Below are 19583 nucleotides of genomic sequence, written 5' to 3' on the forward strand. Positions count from 1 at the left end.
ACAAAAATTAGCCGAAATGAAAAAATTCAATTTTTTAAATGTGTCAAGGGCGGTAATGGCATTTGCCCTTTTAATTGTCTTCACTTCATGTAGTGATGATGATGGGGGATCTACTACTGAAGATCCAATCGCGAGTTTTCAATTTGCCGTTAGCTCAGAAAGCTTCTTGGAAGTTTCATTTACCAATTTTTCTCAGAATGCAACTACATATGCATGGGATTTTGGTGATCAAGCGGGTGTAAGCACCGATGCTGATCCAACCTACACTTATAGTGCTGCCGGTACTTATACGGTTACTTTAGTTGCTGCTAATGAAGCAGGAGCTACTTCTACCTTTTCGGAAGAAGTATCTATAACTGATCCAAATTCAGCTTTGACTCTCTTAACTGGGACTGAGTCAAAAACATGGAAACTATTCAGAGAAGGAACAGCTATGTCATTAGGACCTAATGCCGATGATCCAGCTGCCTGGTGGCCTGGTTTAACTAACGATGGATCCAGACCATGTCTTTACAGACAGACATTTACTTTTACTAGAGACGGATCATACATTTTTGACGATATGGGTGAATTCTGGGCTGAATTTGGTGTTTTCAATAACGTTGAAGGATGTGATTCGAATGTACGAGCTGAATCTTGCTTTGAAGCAACAGCTGCTAATATGGTTAATGCTTGTGGTGACGATGTAAGTGCATGGCTGTCAGGGACTCATTCATATACTTATGATCCAGCCGCAAATACTATTACACTTTCAGGTGAAGGTGCATGGATGGGAATTCCTAAGTTAGGAAATGATGGCGCTGGGAATATAGTACCTTTTAGTGAGGTTACTTTCAAAGCGACCATCACCCAGGAAACAGGTTATGATGTGCTAAAATTAGAATTTGATTATGGCGATGCTGGGTACTGGCCTGTTTATTACGTAAACTATTCTGATGCTTCTTTAGAGCCCGAGCTTGTAACTGAAGCTACTGAGTTTGGCGAGGATTTAGATAACATTACACCAACCACAATGTCTCATACTTTTGAGTCTGAAACTTCATTTGAACATTTGGGAACTATTGCTGGCGGCTCTACAATCGAAGTGGGTGCTGATGATCCAACCGATGCTTCTGCTGCTAAGGTCGGTCAGTTCAATAGAACAGATGCTCAATTCCAGGAAGCACAACTAACAGGAAACCCTGATCCAAAAGATATTACATTCACTAATTTGACAACAATATCTCTAGAGGTATACCTACCAAGCACAAATGATTACAGCGGTTCTTTGACTAAGAAAGTAATTGTTGGTTTTGCAGATCAAAGTGCAACTGAGCAATGGTGGACAGATTTATATCAGTATGAATCTGCTGATTTAGCAACTGATGAATGGGTGACTGTTACTTTCCAAATTGATGCTCCTAGCTTCGTTAGTGCTGGTACTGGAACACCTTACGATAGGGAAGATCTTGATATGTTTTACATTCAGATTGGTGGCGGAGACCATACAACTACAGGAACATTTTATGTAAGAAATCTCGTAATAGATTAATAGTTAATTTTTAAGCTGTGCAGAAAGTCTGCACAGCTTTTTTTCTATTCTTAATAATTCAATTCTAGTGAAGAACTCCATGACTATTTGCTTGTTACTTCTTCTAAGAATTTGTACCTCGTGTTCAAATGCAGATGAAGCCCCAATTTTGGAACCTGCAAATCTTACAATTGAGATTGCTGTTTTTTCAGATGGTTCAGGTTTGGCAGAAATAACTTGTCAGGCTGAAAATGTAGTAGAATACACACTTGATACTGGAGAAGATGGGGTGGAGCTGTTGTCCAATAGTGATGGATTTTTCTCACATACCTATTCGAGTACTGGAACATATGCTATTGAAATAAAAGCAATAGGCACAAGCGGCAGGTTTTTGAGAGAATCTCGAACAATAGTTATTCAGGTTGGTGAAGATGGACCTCCTGCCGATGAAGGTTACACAACACCTCTAGCTTATGACGGAATGAAACTGATCTGGCAAGATGAATTTAATGGGTCTAGCCTAAATGAAACATTCTGGAATTACGAAATTGGTACAGGCTCAAATGGATGGGGTAATAATGAACTCCAATACTACAGGGAAGATAATACGAGTGTTTCAGATGGATACTTAACCATCGAAGCACGAAAAGAATCATTCAACGGAAGATCATACACTTCTTCAAGGCTGACAACCGAGGATAAATTTGACTTCAATTATGGTCGGGTTGATATAAGAGCCAGGTTACCTGAAGGACAAGGCATTTGGCCGGCTCTTTGGATGTTGGGTGCGAATTTCAGAAGTGTTGGATGGCCTTCTTGCGGTGAAATAGATATAATGGAATTGATTGGTGGTGGAGATGGAAGAGATGATGTGGTCTATGGAACAGCCCATTGGGATAATGATGGAACAAAAGCAGATTTTGGAGGTAATACTCAGCTTTCATCAGGAAAATTTAGTGATCAGTTCCATGTGTTTACAATAATATGGGATGCCAATTCCATCACATGGTTTCTAAATGATCAACAATTTCACACGATGGATATTACTCCTACAGCGTTATCGGAGCTCAGGAATAATTTCTTTCTAATCTTTAATGTAGCTGTTGGAGGTAACTGGCCAGGTTCACCTAATGCAACTACGACATTCCCTCAGCGGATGTTTGTGGACTATATAAGGGTTTTCCAGGATGAATAGTCTAGCCACCATTCCCTTACTGTATGTTTTTATGATAGCTTGTTTGGGTGCGTCTCAATTGAGCGATTCTCCATCAGGTTATTCATTGAAATGGGAGGAAAATTTCAATTCAGGAAAATTAGATTCAACCATCTGGACCGTAATAGAAGGTGATGGATGTCCAAACTTGTGTGGATGGGGTAATAATGAACTCCAATTTTACAAAAATGACTATGAAAATATTCGTCTGGAAAATGAGATTCTGGTTATAGAAGCGCACAAAAAAAACTATAAGAATAAGAAATTCACAAGCGCTAAGCTGGTCACAAAAAATAAGATTGACTGGAAGTATGGCAAAATAGAAGTTAGAGCAAAAATCCCTCAAGGGCTAGGTACCTGGTCTGCAATATGGATGCTCCCTACAATTGAGGGCAGGTCAAGAGAATGGCCGACAGATGGAGAGATAGATATTATGGAGCATGTAGGGTACAATAGAGGGATGATATACGGTGCAGTACATACTGAAAAGTATAATGGTATGCATGGAACTCATAAATCTGACAGCATCTATATAGCAGATGCACATTTATCATTTCACAACTATAGTATCGAATGGACAGAAGAAACAATTACATGGTCTGTAGATGATCAAAAATACTATAGCATTACAAGAGCCAATGAAGGTGTAGCAGGCTGGCCCTTCAATCAATTTCAATATCATTTAATTATTAATCTAGCTGTTGGTGGAAATTGGGGCGGCAAAATGGGTGTAGACCCTGACGTTTGGCCTCAAAGGTTGGAAATTGACCATGTGAGATATTATCAATTATTAGAAGACTGAATCATTCAACCATATGACTAATAAGTATAAAATTTTTCTAGTAACCCTTTTTGTACTCATGGCATCATGGGTAATAGGGCAGGAAAGAACGGTTTCAGGAACTGTAACCGATCAAAATGGCGAGTCGCTACCAGGCGTGACTATTCGTGAGCGATCAACCACCAACGGTGTAATTACCGACCTTAATGGTAGGTATATGATGGCTGTTTCATCTTCTGAGGCAGTCTTAGAGTTTTCATTTATAGGATTTGAAACGCAGGAAATAGCGGTTGGTAATCGATCGACAATTGATGTAAGCCTATTTGAAGCTGTAGGAGAACTTGAGGAAGTTGTTGTAATTGGGTATGGAACTCAGAAAAAGAAAGTTGTTACCGGTGCAATAGAAAGCGTTTCATCAGATGAAATTTCCAGCACACCCATTGTAAGGGTTGATCAGGCATTGCAGGGACGTGCCGCCGGTGTTAATCTGACCAATTCATCAGGGCAGCCCGGGGAGCAGCCGAATGTAATTATCAGAGGAATTGGTACCAATGGGAATGCTCAACCCTTGTTTTTGGTAGATGGTATTGCAGTGCAGAGCATTGACAATTTGAATCCTTCCGATATTGAATCAATGGAGGTGCTAAAAGATGCTTCATCTACTGCAATTTATGGTACACGTGCCGCTAATGGAATTGTTCTTATTACTACCAAAAAAGGGCAAAGGGGTGGAGTTAGCGTAACTTATTCAGGGTATAAGGGAGTTCAAAGTGTTGCGAAAAAAGTGGACATGCTTAATGCACAGCAGTACCAGGATCTCATGGCTGAAGCTGGGGTTGTTAATCTGGCGAGAGAGCCATTTGACCCAAATGAGATACCTGCAAATGATACCGATTGGCAGGAAGAGCTTTTCACTAAAAATGCACCAATTGAAAGCCATTCAATTTCCATATCAGGAGGTTCTGAGAAAAGCACATTCTTATCAAGTGTATCCTATTTTAATCAGGAAGGAATCATAGGTGGTGAAAAGTCAAAATTTGAAAGATATACCGCACGACTGAATACCCAGACAGATGTAAATAATTGGCTTTCATGGGGAAATAACTTCAATTTTAGCAATGTAAAAACCCGTGGAGTAAACAGCAATGGTTCTTTTAATGGCGCTTATAACAGTGCATTAAACATGGATCCTTTGACTGCTGTTTTTGAGAATGATCCATCTGTTTTGACTGATCCGACTGATAATTACGCTGGAAATCCGGTTGTGACTGATGCGAATGGCAATGTATATGCCATTTCAAACAATATAGGTCAGGAAATTGTCAACCCATTGGCAAGGTTAGAAATCCTCAATTTCAAAGTAAACAAGGATCAGTTTGTTGGGAATGTATACGCTAAAGTAGAGCCTATTGAAGGGCTAAGCTTTAAATCTGATATTGGAATGGATTTGAGCTACCTGAAGTTTGATGATTACACAGACTTATACTTCCTGTCATCAACGACGAACAACTTAAATAATACCAATCTGAGTAAACAGTTTATCCGTTCTCTGACTTTGCAGGTAGAGAACACATTATCCTATACTAGAAAAGTAGATGATCATAATTTCAATTTCTTAATAGGTGCATCAGCAGTTAAGAATGACTCAGAATTGCTTTCCGGATTTGGTGAAGGAGTAACAGTTACAAACCCTGATTTAAGGTACCTCAGTCTTGCGATTGACTCACTTGAGCGGACGTCCGGGGCAGCATGGCAAAACAGATTGTCTTCTGTTTTCACCAGATTAATGTATGATTATAAAGAAAGGTATTCAGCTACTCTTACTTATCGAAAGGATGGTTCTTCACAGTTTGGCCCAAATAATCGGTATGGTAACTTCATGTCTTTCGGCGCAAGCTGGTTTATAAGCGATGAGGCTTTTTTCCCACAATGGGATCAGATCACATTTGTCAAGCTGAGAGGTGGTTGGGGAGTAAACGGAAATGATAAAATCAGTCCATTTGCTTACGTATCTACGATTGACTTTGACATTAATTACTCATTTGGAGGCGGTGCTACCAGGGGAGCAATCCCAACTAATATTCAAAATGAAAATATTCAGTGGGAAGAGTCTCAGCAGTTGAACTTTGGTATTGACGCAGGCTTCTTTAATAATAGACTTTCTGCTACTTTGGATTATTACAATAAAACAACTAAGAAGCTTCTATTAGTGCCATCCAGTATACCAGCCACAGCTGGATTAAATCCGAGCTTTAACAATGTTGGTGAGGTAGAAAATAAAGGAGTGGAATTGTCGCTCGAGTGGAGGGATCGTAAAGGTGATCTCAGCTACTCTGTTGGAGTAAATGCTGCTTACAACAAAAATACCATGACCCGAATTGATGGAGAAGGTAGCTTCCTGACGGGATCATCTTGGGCATTGGCAGGTGAAGTTACACGCACCTTCCAGGGTAGCCCCATTTATACATTCTTTGGGTACAAAGCAGATGGTGTTTTCCAGTCACAGGCAGATGTATTTTCTCACATATCAAGTGACGGAACCCCAATTCAGCCAAGTGCACAGCCTGGTGACATACGCTTTGTAGATGTAAATGGAGACGGAAGAATTACTGCGGATGACCGAACCATCATTGGAAGCCCAAATCCGGATTGGGTAGTTGGCTCTACGATTAATGTTGGGTACAAAAACTTTGACCTCTCCATTCTTATGAATGGGCTTTTAGGTCAGGATATTTTCAACGGCATCAACCGACCTGATCTTCCAGCCTCCAATAAGCAAAGCTGGATATTGGATCGCTGGACAGAAAGCAATCCTTCTACCACTGTTCCAAGGTTTGTTGCCAATGATGTCAACGGAAACTATACACGGCCAACAGATTTGGTGAATATTAGAGACGGTTCTTTCATTCGAATGAAGAACATCCAGATCGGATACAATTTGCCAGGTAGTGTCCTTGAGCGATTTAAATGCGATCGATGGAGGTTATATATCTCAGCAGAGAATTTATTCACGTTCACAAGCTACGATGGACCCGATCCTGAAGTCGGAGCTCGGGTATTTGATGGTAACCCGGTCTTATCAGACAGAGGGATAGACCGAGGAATCTACCCCCAGGCTCGAACTTTCAGAATTGGAACTTCTATAACTTTCTAAATATAGAATCATGGGAAAAATATATAAAGTATTAACGCTTACAATAGCCCTGACCACCTTCACAGGATGTGGTGATGACTTTTTGGAAATTACTCCTCAAGGCTCAATCAATACGGAGAGTTTCTACAAAACCGAAGAAGAAGTAGAGCAGGCATTATTTGCAACCTATGATGTGTTGGGACACCAAAAAGGGGTTGGCCTTCCTTACGCACCTGTCATTTTAATCTCTGATATGTTGTCTGATGACGCATATGCCGGCGGACAGGATGCCGGAGATGGTTTCGATGAAAATGAATTGAATACATTCAACATTCCCACTGGTAATCAAATTGTCAGATCACTTTGGAAACGCAATTATTGGGGTATTTATCGGGCCAATTTCACATTGGAAAAGCTTGGTGAACTGGAGAATGCTTCAGCTGCCTTTAGCACTCGAATAGAAGCAGAAGCCAAGTTTCTAAGGGCTTATTTCCACTTTGAATTAGTAAGTCTGTTTGAAAATGTTCCGGTAATGACTTTTGCTCCAAAAGGAATAGAAGCTTCAATTATCGCACAGTCAACTCCGACAGAAACGTATAATCAAATTGCTAGCGATTTGATCGATGCAATAGCAGGCCTTCCAACCTCAGTGACAGGAAGTGATCTGGGAAGGGCAACTACCTGGGCTGCAAAATCATTGCTCGGAAGAGTATTTCTTTTCAGGGATGGTGTATACAATCAGAATATGGAGGCAAATGGTACTACTATTGATGCAGCTTACGTGCTTGCAGAGCTGGAAGATGTAATCAATAATAGCGGTCATGATTTACTGCCTGATTATGCCACTGTTTTCTCAAATGCTGGTGAATTTAGTGTGGAGAGTGTTTTTGAGATTTCGTATTCTGATAATCCTCCGCGCTGGGAGTGGGGTAATGAGGAACGAGTAGAGGGAAACCTGGCGGCACAGATGATGGGTCCAAGGGCGCTTCAGGAAAATACACATTACAGAGGGTGGGCATTTGGGACCGTGTCTCATAAATTATACCAGGACATGACTGGTGATCCTAGACGGGATTTGACTATTCTGCATGAGTCAAACATAGGAGGTACGGTCAACAAAACTTTTCAGCACACCGGGTACTATTCCAATAAGTACTCAACTGATCTTGAAGCTAAGGGTACAAGTGGTCAGCTCGAACATAATAACACGACAAATGAGCGTATTATCCGATTTTCAGATGTGCTTTTAATGGCAGCTGAGTTGGGTCAAAACGTAAACTATATCAACAGAGTAAGACAAAGAGTTGGGCTGGGCGACTTGGCTAGCTACACGGAAAATTCACTATTTAATGAAAGAAGGATGGAGCTTTCTCTCGAGGGATTACGCTACTTTGATTTGTTGAGACAAGGAATAACTGTTGCTGAAGCTGAATTAACTGTGCAGGGTGTAAGGGGACCGGAGTACATCGATGACCAAGCACTTTACGATGTAACGTTTAATCCGGCCACCAAAGGATTCCTTCCAATACCGCAGGATGAAATTGATCTTTCCAACGGAGTACTAATACAAAACGAGGGATACTAAATGAGCCATATAATAAAATTCGGCTTGCTGATTTTTACAGCATTCATGCTCAACTCATGTGCAAACAGGGCTGTTGAAGAAGAAAGTAAAGGTGAAGTTTTTGTTGATAGCCTGCTTGCGGAAATGACCTTACGAGAGAAAATTGGTCAGATGAACCAGTATTCGGTAGGCGCAGAAATGACCGGACCCAATGCTTCCGTGGATCATGCGGAACGCTACCAACGTTTTATTAATGGTGAGGTGGGTTCTGTCTTAAACACGTTAGGAGCTGAGGATACACGTAAGCTACAGCAACTGGTGATCGATAGTACCCGTTTGGGTATTCCATTGATTTTTGCATATGACGTCATTCATGGCTATAAAACCATGTTCCCGATCCCACTGGCTGAGTCAGCTTCCTGGGATCTTGAAGCTATAAAACTGTCAGCCAGAATAGCTGCCGCAGAGGCGTCAGCAGCTGGTATCCAATGGACATTTGCGCCAATGGTAGATATCTCTCGTGATGCCCGTTGGGGCCGTGTGATGGAAGGGGCGGGTGAAGATCCTTTTCTTGGTAGTCAAATAGCAAAAGCCAGAATCGTGGGCTTCCAGGGTGAAGATTTATCTCAATCCTCGACAATTGCAGCCTGTGCCAAACATTTTGCTGGTTACGGGTTCGCAGAAGCAGGTAAAGATTATAACTCAGTTTCGGTGGGAAAAAACATTTTACACAACTCTGTTCTACCACCGTTTGTTTCGTCTGTTGAGGCCGGAGTGGCGACCTTCATGAATGCCTTTAATGACATTGATGGAGTGCCGTCCACTTCAAATGATTATTTACTTCGGGATCTACTTGGAGAAAAATGGAATTTTAATGGTGTCGTTGTTTCCGATTGGAACTCTATCGGTGAGATGGTCAACCATGGGACGGCAAGAGATAAAAGGGATGCTTCCAGACAGGCAGCCATCGCTGGATGTGACATAGATATGGAAGCGGATTCCTATATCAGGCATTTGGAGGAGTTGGTAGAGTCAGGCGAAGTTTCAGCTGATTTAATTGATCAGTCGGTTAGACAAATTTTAATGCTCAAATACAAGCTTGGTTTATTTGATGACCCTTTCAGGTATTGTAGTACAGAGAATGAAAAAGCACAAATCGGCCATGCGGATCATAGGAGTGCTGCACGTGATGTTGCATCTAAATCAATTGTTCTATTAAAAAATGATGGCGATTTACTCCCACTTAAGAATATAAAGAAGGTGGCTGTCATTGGGCCATTGGCTAAAGACAAGGATTCTCCATTAGGCAACTGGAGAGCTGCTGCAGAAAAGGGTTCAGCAGTTTCACTATATGAAGGAATAACATCTCGCTTTGGGGATGATGTACAGCTATCCTATGCCGAAGGATGCAAATTATCTATAGGACCAAACAATTTCTTTGATGAAGTTGAAATTGAAGAAAAGGATAAATCTGGTTTTACAGAGGCTGTAAGAATAGCGCGTAATTCGGATGTGGTAATTATGGCGCTGGGAGAAACAGCTTATATGTCTGGGGAAGCACGAAGCAGAGCCGACATAGGGCTGCCAGGTATGCAACTAGAATTACTGAAAGAGGTGTACAATGTGAATAAAAATATTGTACTGGTTCTGATGAATGGTCGTCCATTGACCATTCCTTGGGAAGCTGAAAACATTCCAGCTATTGTGGAAGCATGGCACCTAGGTTCAGAAGCTGGTCATGCTATTGCTGATGTGTTATCTGGTGATGTAAATCCATCCGGTAAGCTAACGATGAGTTTTCCCAGACATGTAGGACAGGTGCCCCTGTATTACAATCACCTCAACACCGGACGTCCGGCAAGCGATGCAGTGTTTTATGCTCATCACATGGATGTAGAAAACTCTGCGCTATTTCCCTTTGGATATGGATTGAGCTATTCAAAGTTCTTTTATTCTGACTATTCTATTCAAGCAAAAGACGGAGGAATCAATGTCAAGGTAACTGTAACAAACAAGAGCTACATAGACGGAGAAGAAGTAGTGCAGCTTTATGTCCGTGATAAAGTAGCTACAATCTCACGCCCTATTCTGGAACTGAAGGGGTTTGATAAAGTGAAAATCAAAGCGGGTCTATCCAAAGAGGTGAATTTCCAACTAACAAAAAAGGAATTATCTTTTTACAATCATAAAGGAGACCTTGTGTTTGAGCCTGGAGAATTTGAAATATCAGTAGGTAGCAATAGCATGAATCTGAAGACTCAAACATTAAACTTCTAACCTAACCTATGAAAAAGCAAAGCCTTCTTTTAATAACAATCGTTTCCTCACTGGGAGGTTTATTGTTCGGGTATGATACTGGGGTAATTAATGGAACTCAATTTTATTTCAGTAAGTATTTCGAATTAGAAGCTGCCATGAAGGGTTGGGTGGTAGGTAGTGCCTTAGTAGGCTGTTTTGTTGGAGCACTTTTCTCCGGATTGATAAGTAAAGCATACGGTCGAAAAAACTCTTTGATTTTGTCCGCCGTTCTGTTTACCATCTCAGCCTGGGGATCCGGGCTGCCGTCCTTTTTACCGCAATCAGTTTCCTTGTTGGTGTTTTTTAGAATTATAGGTGGGCTGGGAATCGGTATAGCCTCCATGAATGCACCCACCTATATAGCGGAAATTTCTCCAGCAAAAATTCGGGGAAAGATGGTAACCTTTTACCAACTGGCCATCGTTGTGGGATTCTTTGTTGTGTTTCTGGCAACCTATGCCATTGGTAATACTGGAGGTCCGGAATACAATATAAATCAGGGCTGGAGATTGATGTTTTGGTCAGAGTTAATTCCTTGCTTGATATTCTTATTCCTTTTGTTTGTGGTTCCTAAAAGTCCCCGTTGGCTAATCCTAAAAGGAAGAGATGAGGAGGCTAAAATGATTCTGGCCCAGCTGCATGGGGAATCCATGGCGGAAAAAGAGTTTAGTGAAATATGCCTTTCAATAGATAAAACAGATAAGCCTAGTATTGGTGAATTGTTCGCCAAAGGAATTCTGCCTATTGTATTGATTGGCTCTGCACTTTCAGCATTACAACAGCTTACAGGCATCAACGCGGTGCTCTACTACGGAGCAGACATTTTTGAAAAAGCACTTGGATTTGGGCAGCAGGATGTTTTGAAGCAACAATTACTGTTGGCCGGGGTGAACCTTCTCTGCACATTCATTGCCATGGGCACAGTGGATAAGTTTGGTAGGAAGCCTTTGATTTATTTGGGTTGTCTTGGTATGACCACCGGATTCTTAATGCTCGGCATTACGCTGATGAATGATCAGGTCGGACTTGTTTCACTTATTGGAATTTTGGTTTTTATCGGATCTTTCGCTTTATCAATGGGGCCTGTAGTTTGGGTTCTGCTTTCTGAAATGTTTCCAAATAGAATAAGAAGCTTAGCAATGTCTGTGGCAGTAGCCGCCCAGTGGGGAATGAATTATATGGTTTCTCAATCGTTTCCTGTCATCGTGGAAAGTGAAGCTAATCAGGGACCTTTTTGGAATCAATCATTGCCTTACTTCATATTTATAAGTTTTATCCTTGTTACTTTAATCCTGACCTACAAGTTTATCCCTGAGACCAAGGGAAAATCCTTGGAAGAAGTAGAGCGTTATTGGGAGAAGGGATAACTGATTTACGAAGTAGAAGTGACCATCTCCATCTCCACACAGACTCCTAAGTTTCACTCCTGCAACTCACTTAAAGGAAGGGAAGTATCTGGTTGGTATCCTACCTCTTCAACTCAAAAATAGCAGTCTGCTTAGGACTCACTTTGAAGTTTGATCTTATATCAATGGTGGTGTCGTCAATGATATTGATTCCAATTGAGTAGTTGTCAAGCATCTCAGAAAATCGATCACGGTTTATTTCAACCTCTTTCTCATTTCGATTCATCACAACCATGACAGCTTCCTCTTCAGTATATCTGAAATAGATATATGTGTTGTTTTCCGGTATGAAATGAACCAGTTTTCCGCTGTGAATCGCCTTTGCAGTCTTCCTCCAGTTAGTGATTTTTTTCACAAACTCGAAGGCCTCAGTTTCCTGCTCTGTCCTTTCATTCGGTTTAAAAACAGAACGATCATCCTCAACCCATCCACCAATCATATCGGCTCGCTGCTTAGCCCAGCTCCCGGCAGAGGAGTTGCCCAGCATGAGTTCAGTTCCATAGTATACTTGTGGAATACCGCGCATGGTCATTAGATAAGCATACCCCATTTTAAACAAGTCAAAATCGTTGTTCACACGATTTGCGAATCGTTCAAGATCATGGTTATCCAGAAAAATAACATTTTTCATGGGATCGGCATACAGCCTGTCTTGCGAAATGGTGTAATACAATCTTCTGAGCCCGGTATCCCAACCAAAATCTTCCATTAAGGCCTTGTCAACAGAAAAGGTGACCTGAAAATCAGTAACGCTTGGGAGTTTTGAATCGTATCCTGCTGTACCGGGAGCTCCGGTTTGCCAATAGGACTCATGTGCCACCTCATTCACCCATGATTCACCCACTACATTGAACTTAGGATAGGAGGTAAGAACCTCATTCACCCATTGTTCCAGGTATTCTTTATAGGGATATACATAGGTATCCATTCGAATTCCATCCACACCTGAGTATTCAATCCACCAGATCGAATTTTGAATAAGGTATTTAGCCAACACTGGATTTCGCTGATCAAGGTCTGCCAGCTCAGGCACAAACCAGCCCTTGATGAGCTTGTCGGTATCGTATTTTGAAGCATAGGGATCTGACTGGACTTCACCTCTAAAGTTAGTGGTGCCGTACTTTTCAATATCGTGGAGCCAATCACCTGATGGGAGGTCTTTTAGCCACCAGTGCTGATCTCCGATGTGATTGTGGATCATATCCATAATTACCTTCAGACCCATCTCGTGACATTGTTCTACAAAAGCCTTGAAAGCTTCATTTGTTCCAAAACGTCGATCTATTTTGTATAAGTCAGTTGCTGCATAGCCATGATATGCTCCGTATGACGGTTTCATATCATTTTCAAAAGTAGGTGTAAGCCACACGGCCGTCATACCGAGTTCTTTGATATAATCCAGGTGTTGGCTGACCCCTCGTATATCACCACCATGACGTGCATCCGGATTATTTCTATCTACTCCCTCTAGCATTCCCGCAATCGTATCATTTGATGGGTCACCATTGGAAAAACGATCGGGCATCAGTAAATAAATCACGTCACTAGCATCAAAACCAAGGTTTCGATTGGTATCATTTGTCCTGGACTTTAACTCATAATCAATATTCGTTTTTACATCGTCAACATCAGAAAGTACTATTTCAAATATCCCTGGTTTGATATCTTCATCCAGCAAGAGATTCAGCACTAAATAGTTTTTATTGGATAAGCTTTCGATAGATTCAATACTAATTCCTTCCCGATCAATCGATGGCGTCAAATTTCCTAAACCTTCACCGTGTAGCATGATTTGCAGTTCTTGGGTTGGCATATCTGACCACCAGAATGGCGGATCGATGTGATGGATGGTTTGACTGAATGGATGTTGTAAGCATCCAAAAATCATTAGTAGTACCGATAATAATCGCATTCGCTATTCTTTTATGAATTTAAGCGTTTTGGTTTTGCTATTGCTGCTTAGGTTAATAAAGTAAAGACCTTCTACCAACACAGACACGTCAATTGTTTTTTTGAAGGATCCTTGTAAAACAGATTGTCCTGCAAGGTTTAAAATTTCAAAAAAATCAAAGTTGAAATTATCTGAAATATGAATTGATTTATTTGCAGGATTCGGGAACACCACCAGTCGATTTTCTGCTACAGATAGTAAAACATTATTTGCTGTGATTGTTATCGATTCCGAACTTCTTTCTCCGACTTGATTAAAAGAACTTACATAGTAATTATATTCTTGTCCTTGGCGGACATTTTCATCTAAATAGGATACAACATCTGAAACTTCAGCTATAAGTGTATATTCAGAGTCATTACTAGAACGATATATTTTATAGCCAGAATTAATTGATGAATTATCAGTCCAATTTAATTGTATGCCTTCTTCCAAATCAATTACTGTAAGTTCGGAAGGTGCAAGCGGCTTTAAGTTTGAGTACAGTTCAGGTTCAGTTGGATCTAGCCTTACGTCAGTGTAAATTCTGAATTCTCCCGGTTGTAATGTAAGGGTTTGAGCTCCATCCACTTCAAGGGAATCTCCCTGATCAAAATAATGATACCATTTGCCATTGTGAGGGAAATTAGCATCGAGATTTTTTTGCATTATGTCAAAATTACCAACCACTATTGCGTTCATCTCATTTGGGTTGGTTGGGTTATCCAAGTCATTTTGTTTCAACCAGAAATAGCGAGACAGATTTGACCCTCCGAAGAAGGTAACTTCGGAACTCTGAAAGATCGAATAGCTGGTTTTCAATGCTATAAGTTGCTGTGTTACCCTGAATAAATTTTGATTTTCCACATTCTCAAGATAGCTCCATGTGGTTGGTTTTATCGATAGTCTGCAATTTTCGCTTATCGATCCATTAGTACACCTATTAATGGAATAATCAAAGCCTGTTTCCCCAAATTGCCAAAGCATTTTTGGGCCCGGGACTGTATAAAAGAATGAAGATACAGCCATTACTCGCTCCAAGGCGGTATTATAGTCAGTGGTGGAGTAAGACGAGTTGCCATTTCCGAACTCTAAACACTTATACATAAGTCGCTCTTCGTCATGACTTTCCATGTAGCCAATGAGGTTATTTTCACCCCAGCCTCTTTGGGAGGCTGAGACACCACTAATATTACTTTCAGAAGAGTAACCCATAGCAAGTTGTCCATAGGCATGTGTCATATTACCCCATAGCATCATCCCATAATCGGATAATTCTTTTTCCTCGGTGTTATCAGCAAAATGCTCAAGAATAATATATTCGTCAGGGTTTACAGCCCAAATTTCATCGGCCATTCTCTTTAAAATAGCGATCCTACTTGCATCATAAGCTCCCCAATCACCATATCCCGAGGTTTCTTTTTGTGTGAAGCCCTTAGATAAATCAAATCGAAAACCATCGATTTTAAATTCTGTCATCCAATAATGGTTGACACTATCCAGGTATGATTTTGTATAATCACTTTCATGATTAAGGTCAAAGAAGAAACCTAATACGCTGTGAGGCGGGCTAATATTGAACCAGGGATTATCCGCTGTGATTTCACCATCAAAATACATTACAGCGTTGGGGGCAGGAATATCATGATGGTTCATTACTATATCAACTATAACAGCAATACCTACCTTATGAGCCTCATCAATAAATTTTTTCAATTGATCTTTAGAACCATAGGCCTTATCCGGAGCAAACATAAATGTGTTATTATAGCCCCAACTTTCATTCCCGTTGAATTCAGTAATCGGCATTAATTCAATCGCATTGACTCCCAAATCACTTAGGTAGGAAAGCGTATCAATTAAGTTCTGGTAGTTTCTATTTCCACTTCCAAAGTAGTCTCGTATCAGTAATTCATAAATGACCAATGCATCCTTAGAAGGGTTTGTAAAGTTTTCTATTTCCCATTCGTAGGATGCCTGATTGGTTTCAATCACAGAAGCACGTTGGTAGTACCATTTGTTTCGATAAGCTTGTATCGGATAGGAGGGTAGGTCAGGGTAAGTTGAGCTTCCAATTTGATCGTCTTCAGGGTCAGATATTTTTTCTGAATATGGATCGGCAACAAAGATGTTTTCATCTACCATATATTGAAATATGTATTCCTGATTCGGCTGCAATTCAGAAATTTCCAACCAAAAAAGATCACCATCTTTATTCATGAGATAATTGGGATCAATTTCCCAGTTGTTAAAATCACCTATAACATAAACTGAGCTTTTTAAAGGAGCCTCCAGACAAAGGGTAACCATTGTGATATCATTTTCATGATAGTTGATTCCTTTTTTTATCCCATCCGGGATTGACACAACAGGAGTGGATGTTCTTAAAATATACTGAAAATCAACCTCATCTGTATCTGAACCATTGGTTGCTTCTATAGACACAGAAATTTTTCCTTCTGTTTCAGTGACCTGATGAGCATACTCATAAGTGTCAATATCAGTAACGGTCTCTATTTGTGAACCACCAATGGTAAGAGTAAAAGCTGAGTTTTCCGAGGCTTGCACTTCAATATTTATAGTCTCACCCTGCGACACCAGGAAACTTGAACTAAGAGGGCTATTTAAAATTATTCCATAGCCTTCCTGCAATAAGTCAATGAAAATATCAGAGTTTGAGTCTGATTTGCCTTCCCTACTTCCATCGGCGTTTCTGAATACCATTCCGATGCGATAGATGGGAGCTGTTGGTACGTTGTAATAATCTCTTGGATTTATTGTGATTTCCCATTTATCTGTTTCACCCTCAACAGGGGTCATTTCCCCTATACCATCATCACTACCCCAGTTTCCGACTACATTTTGCCATGAGGATCCATTTTCTGAATCCAGAATTACTCCGGAATGCATATATACAGTGGATGCTCCTGCTAAACCAGAAGTACCCTTTGTAGCGTCATATATGATTGTAATCTCCTGGTCAGCGTTGGGTACCGCCGGATCTGTAGTAACCTGACAAAAAAGACTGTACCCAAGTAGCACAGTCCCCAATGATAAAAGCGACTTTATTTTCATTCCTTTTAGCATCCTCCCCCTGCAGCATCACAGCCTAGCTCAAAGAATGCGTCTTCATCAACCCGATCGTCAGATGAGTTCATTTCTTTCTTTCTGGCTATAAAAAGTAGTTGATCAATTTCAACTCCATCCGGCACGCCTGTAAAAAAATCATCTGGGATTACAGAAAATATAAACTGTCCGTTTCCAAGGTTAGTCATTTTAAGTGCCGGGTTTGAACCTACATTTTCCATTGTTGAAATTGGATACTCTACACCACCGGCAAAGGCAGAAGCATATACATAAACCTCGTTCAGGTTTTGCATACTTACTTTCTCTTCTTCGGAGTTGTCATAATAGAAATTGAAAATATCATTTGAAAAGACAGCCTTAGGTCGCGCAAAAAGTTTTGCACTTTCAAATGGAGGAGGAATCAGAAGCGTGTAGTCAGAAGTCTTAAACTCTCCACCTCCAGCGCTACAATCTCCACCGCCACCGCCATCTTTCTTCTTCACCAACATCGCAAAACCCTCCGCATAAATTACAGAAGCATCTACACCGTAAAATTCAGTTGGCACCATCGTATAGCTCCAGAGGTTGGAGCCTACATTTGTCATTTTAAGTTCCTCATTAGAGTTATTCCATTGACCGTTAGCAAATTCAGCAGCTCTACTTTCTTTGGGCTTCCATGTCCATAAATATAATGGTCCCGGATCATTTATAAGTTTCTCGCAATCACCTTCGGTAATGTCTATGGTTATAGTTATTTCATCACATGGCAACCATTCTTCAGGTTCAATTGTGATCTGACTAGATCCTGTGTAAACAAATCCGAATGTTGCAATTATTCCTATTAACTTCTTCATAACCTTATTTTCTTTTGAAATAGTACTCATAGCTTGATATTGTCTTTTCCTCACACTTCCGCTCAACTGCCAATATTAATGTGTCGCTATATTGTCTTACCGGCTCTTTTAGCTTTAGCTCAATGCTGTTGTTCAAAATGACTGAAGTTGGAAATTCATCATCATCAAATGCCCAACTTCCAGAGTTATCAAGAAAATTCGGACCGCTTCCATGTGAGTAAGTAAACGTTTCACCAGTGAACTCAATGGCTGCCGATGAACTCAAAAAGAGTGCGCTGATATCAGTGAATTTCTTGTTAAGGTCTAGGTTATCGACATGCCTTACTCGAACGAGATTCCATTCGTCCTGGATTGCTGCTGCATCATTAAACGGTTCTCCTATCTCAAGGTCATCAACAGAGTTAGTACACCCAATTAAAATTGCTAAAAAGTAAAGTTTATATGTTTTCATTTCATCTCAGTTAATTATTTAACATCCTCCACCCGGGTTATTCTGAAAACCCTGAAACTGTTCTTCATTTGGAAATAGAAGGATCATTCCATTACAATTCCATTCGTCTCCTCGAATTAAAATGTCCTCACCTTCAGCTCCTCTTCGCTTGAGTTGCAATATTCTATCTCCTTCAAACGACATTTCGATACGTCGCTCATTTTGAATAGCATCAAGTAATTGTGCTTGACTTACAGCCGGACTAATATTAACAAGTCCTGCTCTGTTTCGAACCTGATTTAGATCATCTCTTGCTTGATCCAAATCTGTTCCAAGCATTGTTAATGCTTCAGCTCTAAGTAGGAGCATATCTACAACATGTATCAACGCGACATTAAAATAATTCGAATTAAACTTAGTAGTAACGTAAAACTCACTTCCATCTTCTCTGGTAACAACTTCAAACCACTCCGATCGATCGTCTAAAGCATTTACAGTTCCCAATTCATACAAGTCCTGGGATACCCGTAGGAAAGGATTCTGAACATCACTTCTATAAGATCCGGTAAATACATCCGATCGATTATCATCTCCAGCGTTGTTGCTTAATGTATAAAAAATATGCTCTGAAGTAATGTTTTGTGAATACCTCGCATTGATGTTATTGGTTAAAAAATATGGTGAACCATTATCTAATACCTGATTGACAAAATAGATTGCGGAATCGTAATTAAGCTCTTGAAAATAGACTTTTGCCAGGAAGCCATTTGCAGCAAAACTTGTAGCGTACACTCCATTATTATCAGGAAGATTTGCTGCTGCAAATCTCAAATCGGCAATAATTGCATTGTAGGTCTCATTAACTGAAGAACGATTTACAGGTTGAGCACCCGTAGTAAATCTCAAAGGAACTCCCAAGTGTGAGTTGTCATTACTATAACCTGGAAGGTGTGCCATTAAGTTTACCGCGTCAAAATGTGCTACGCCTCTTAAAAATCTAGCCTCTGCAATCATTCTAAGTCGATCTGATTCTGCCATATCAATTCTGTCGATTTCTTCTATTAATAGATTGGATCGATGAATCATGAAATAAGGCTCTTTATAAAACCCTTGAACATCTTCATTGAAGATATTGGTATTATGATTATACACTTCAAGAAGAAAGCCTGTAATTAAAGAACCATCTAGGTCATCAGATAGAATATCCGCTATACGCTGATTAAGACCATTTTTATAGTTAGCTAGCACATCATAGCTTGAATTCAATAAATCCTGAAGGTCCTCCTCAGATTGAATTGCTTGATCTGCCGGTATATCACTAGCGGGAACCTCTGTTTCCAATATATCCTCGCATGAAAAAAGACATATTGTAATGAGCAGTATTAATATCTTATTCAT

General features: G+C 40.4%; 12 protein-coding genes. 7 read left to right on the top strand and 5 right to left on the bottom strand.

Translation table 11 applies throughout. From position 1 onward, the window contains the following. Nucleotides 1-16 precede the first annotated feature (16 nt). From RIC88_RS01570 to RIC88_RS01600, 7 genes are all read left to right on the top strand, one after another. The gene (locus tag RIC88_RS01570) at nucleotides 17-1531 is read left to right on the top strand and encodes a PKD domain-containing protein (protein WP_350215666.1); all 1515 of its coding nucleotides are present in this window, start codon (nucleotides 17-19) and stop codon (nucleotides 1529-1531) included. Between the two features lie 67 nt (nucleotides 1532-1598). Beyond that, nucleotides 1599-2705 carry a glycoside hydrolase family 16 protein gene (locus RIC88_RS01575; protein ID WP_350215667.1) on the top strand — a complete coding sequence of 369 codons (1107 nt, stop codon included), beginning with the start codon at nucleotides 1599-1601 and terminating at the stop codon, nucleotides 2703-2705. Further along, nucleotides 2698-3525: a glycoside hydrolase family 16 protein gene (locus RIC88_RS01580; protein WP_350215668.1), complete on the top strand. Its 828-nt coding sequence runs from the start codon at nucleotides 2698-2700 to the stop codon at nucleotides 3523-3525. Before RIC88_RS01575 ends, RIC88_RS01580 begins: the two co-directional genes overlap by 8 nt. 13 nt (nucleotides 3526-3538) lie before the next feature. Further along, nucleotides 3539-6658, top strand: a complete 3120-nt coding sequence (locus RIC88_RS01585; protein ID WP_350215669.1) for a SusC/RagA family TonB-linked outer membrane protein — start codon at nucleotides 3539-3541, stop codon at nucleotides 6656-6658. 10 nt (nucleotides 6659-6668) lie between these two features. After that, nucleotides 6669-8222, top strand: coding sequence for a RagB/SusD family nutrient uptake outer membrane protein (locus tag RIC88_RS01590; protein WP_350215670.1), 1554 nt, complete (start codon nucleotides 6669-6671; stop codon nucleotides 8220-8222). Beyond that, nucleotides 8223-10478, top strand: a complete 2256-nt coding sequence (gene bglX, locus RIC88_RS01595) for a beta-glucosidase BglX (RefSeq protein ID WP_350215671.1) — start codon at nucleotides 8223-8225, stop codon at nucleotides 10476-10478. A gap of 8 nt (nucleotides 10479-10486) precedes the next feature. Beyond that, complete coding sequence (locus RIC88_RS01600) at nucleotides 10487-11866, top strand: sugar porter family MFS transporter (RefSeq protein ID WP_350215672.1); 1380 nt, start codon at nucleotides 10487-10489, stop codon at nucleotides 11864-11866. 100 nt (nucleotides 11867-11966) lie between these two features. Here RIC88_RS01600 and RIC88_RS01605 read toward each other — a convergent pair whose 3' ends face one another. Genes RIC88_RS01605 through RIC88_RS01625 form a run of 5 tightly spaced genes read right to left on the bottom strand, consistent with a single transcriptional unit; the run spans nucleotide 11967 to nucleotide 19583 of the window. After that, on the bottom strand, nucleotides 11967-13817 hold the full coding sequence (locus RIC88_RS01605) for a glycoside hydrolase family 13 protein (RefSeq protein WP_350215673.1): 1851 nt from the start codon (nucleotides 13815-13817) through the stop codon (nucleotides 11967-11969). A 3-nt stretch (nucleotides 13818-13820) separates the two neighbouring features. Next, nucleotides 13821-16910 (bottom strand): alpha-amylase family glycosyl hydrolase, encoded by a 3090-nt coding sequence (locus RIC88_RS01610; protein ID WP_350215674.1) that lies wholly within the window; start codon nucleotides 16908-16910, stop codon nucleotides 13821-13823. Nucleotides 16911-16915: 5 nt separating this feature from the next. Continuing rightward, complete coding sequence (locus RIC88_RS01615; protein WP_350215675.1) at nucleotides 16916-17755, bottom strand: DUF8578 domain-containing protein; 840 nt, start codon at nucleotides 17753-17755, stop codon at nucleotides 16916-16918. A 4-nt stretch (nucleotides 17756-17759) separates the two neighbouring features. Next, on the bottom strand, nucleotides 17760-18206 hold the full coding sequence (locus tag RIC88_RS01620; RefSeq protein WP_350215676.1) for a DUF5004 domain-containing protein: 447 nt from the start codon (nucleotides 18204-18206) through the stop codon (nucleotides 17760-17762). Between the two features lie 18 nt (nucleotides 18207-18224). Beyond that, nucleotides 18225-19583, bottom strand: coding sequence for a RagB/SusD family nutrient uptake outer membrane protein (locus tag RIC88_RS01625; RefSeq protein ID WP_350215677.1), 1359 nt, complete (start codon nucleotides 19581-19583; stop codon nucleotides 18225-18227).

The sequence above is a fragment of the Ekhidna sp. genome, from assembly GCF_040220215.1.
Classification (GTDB): domain Bacteria; phylum Bacteroidota; class Bacteroidia; order Cytophagales; family Cyclobacteriaceae; genus Ekhidna.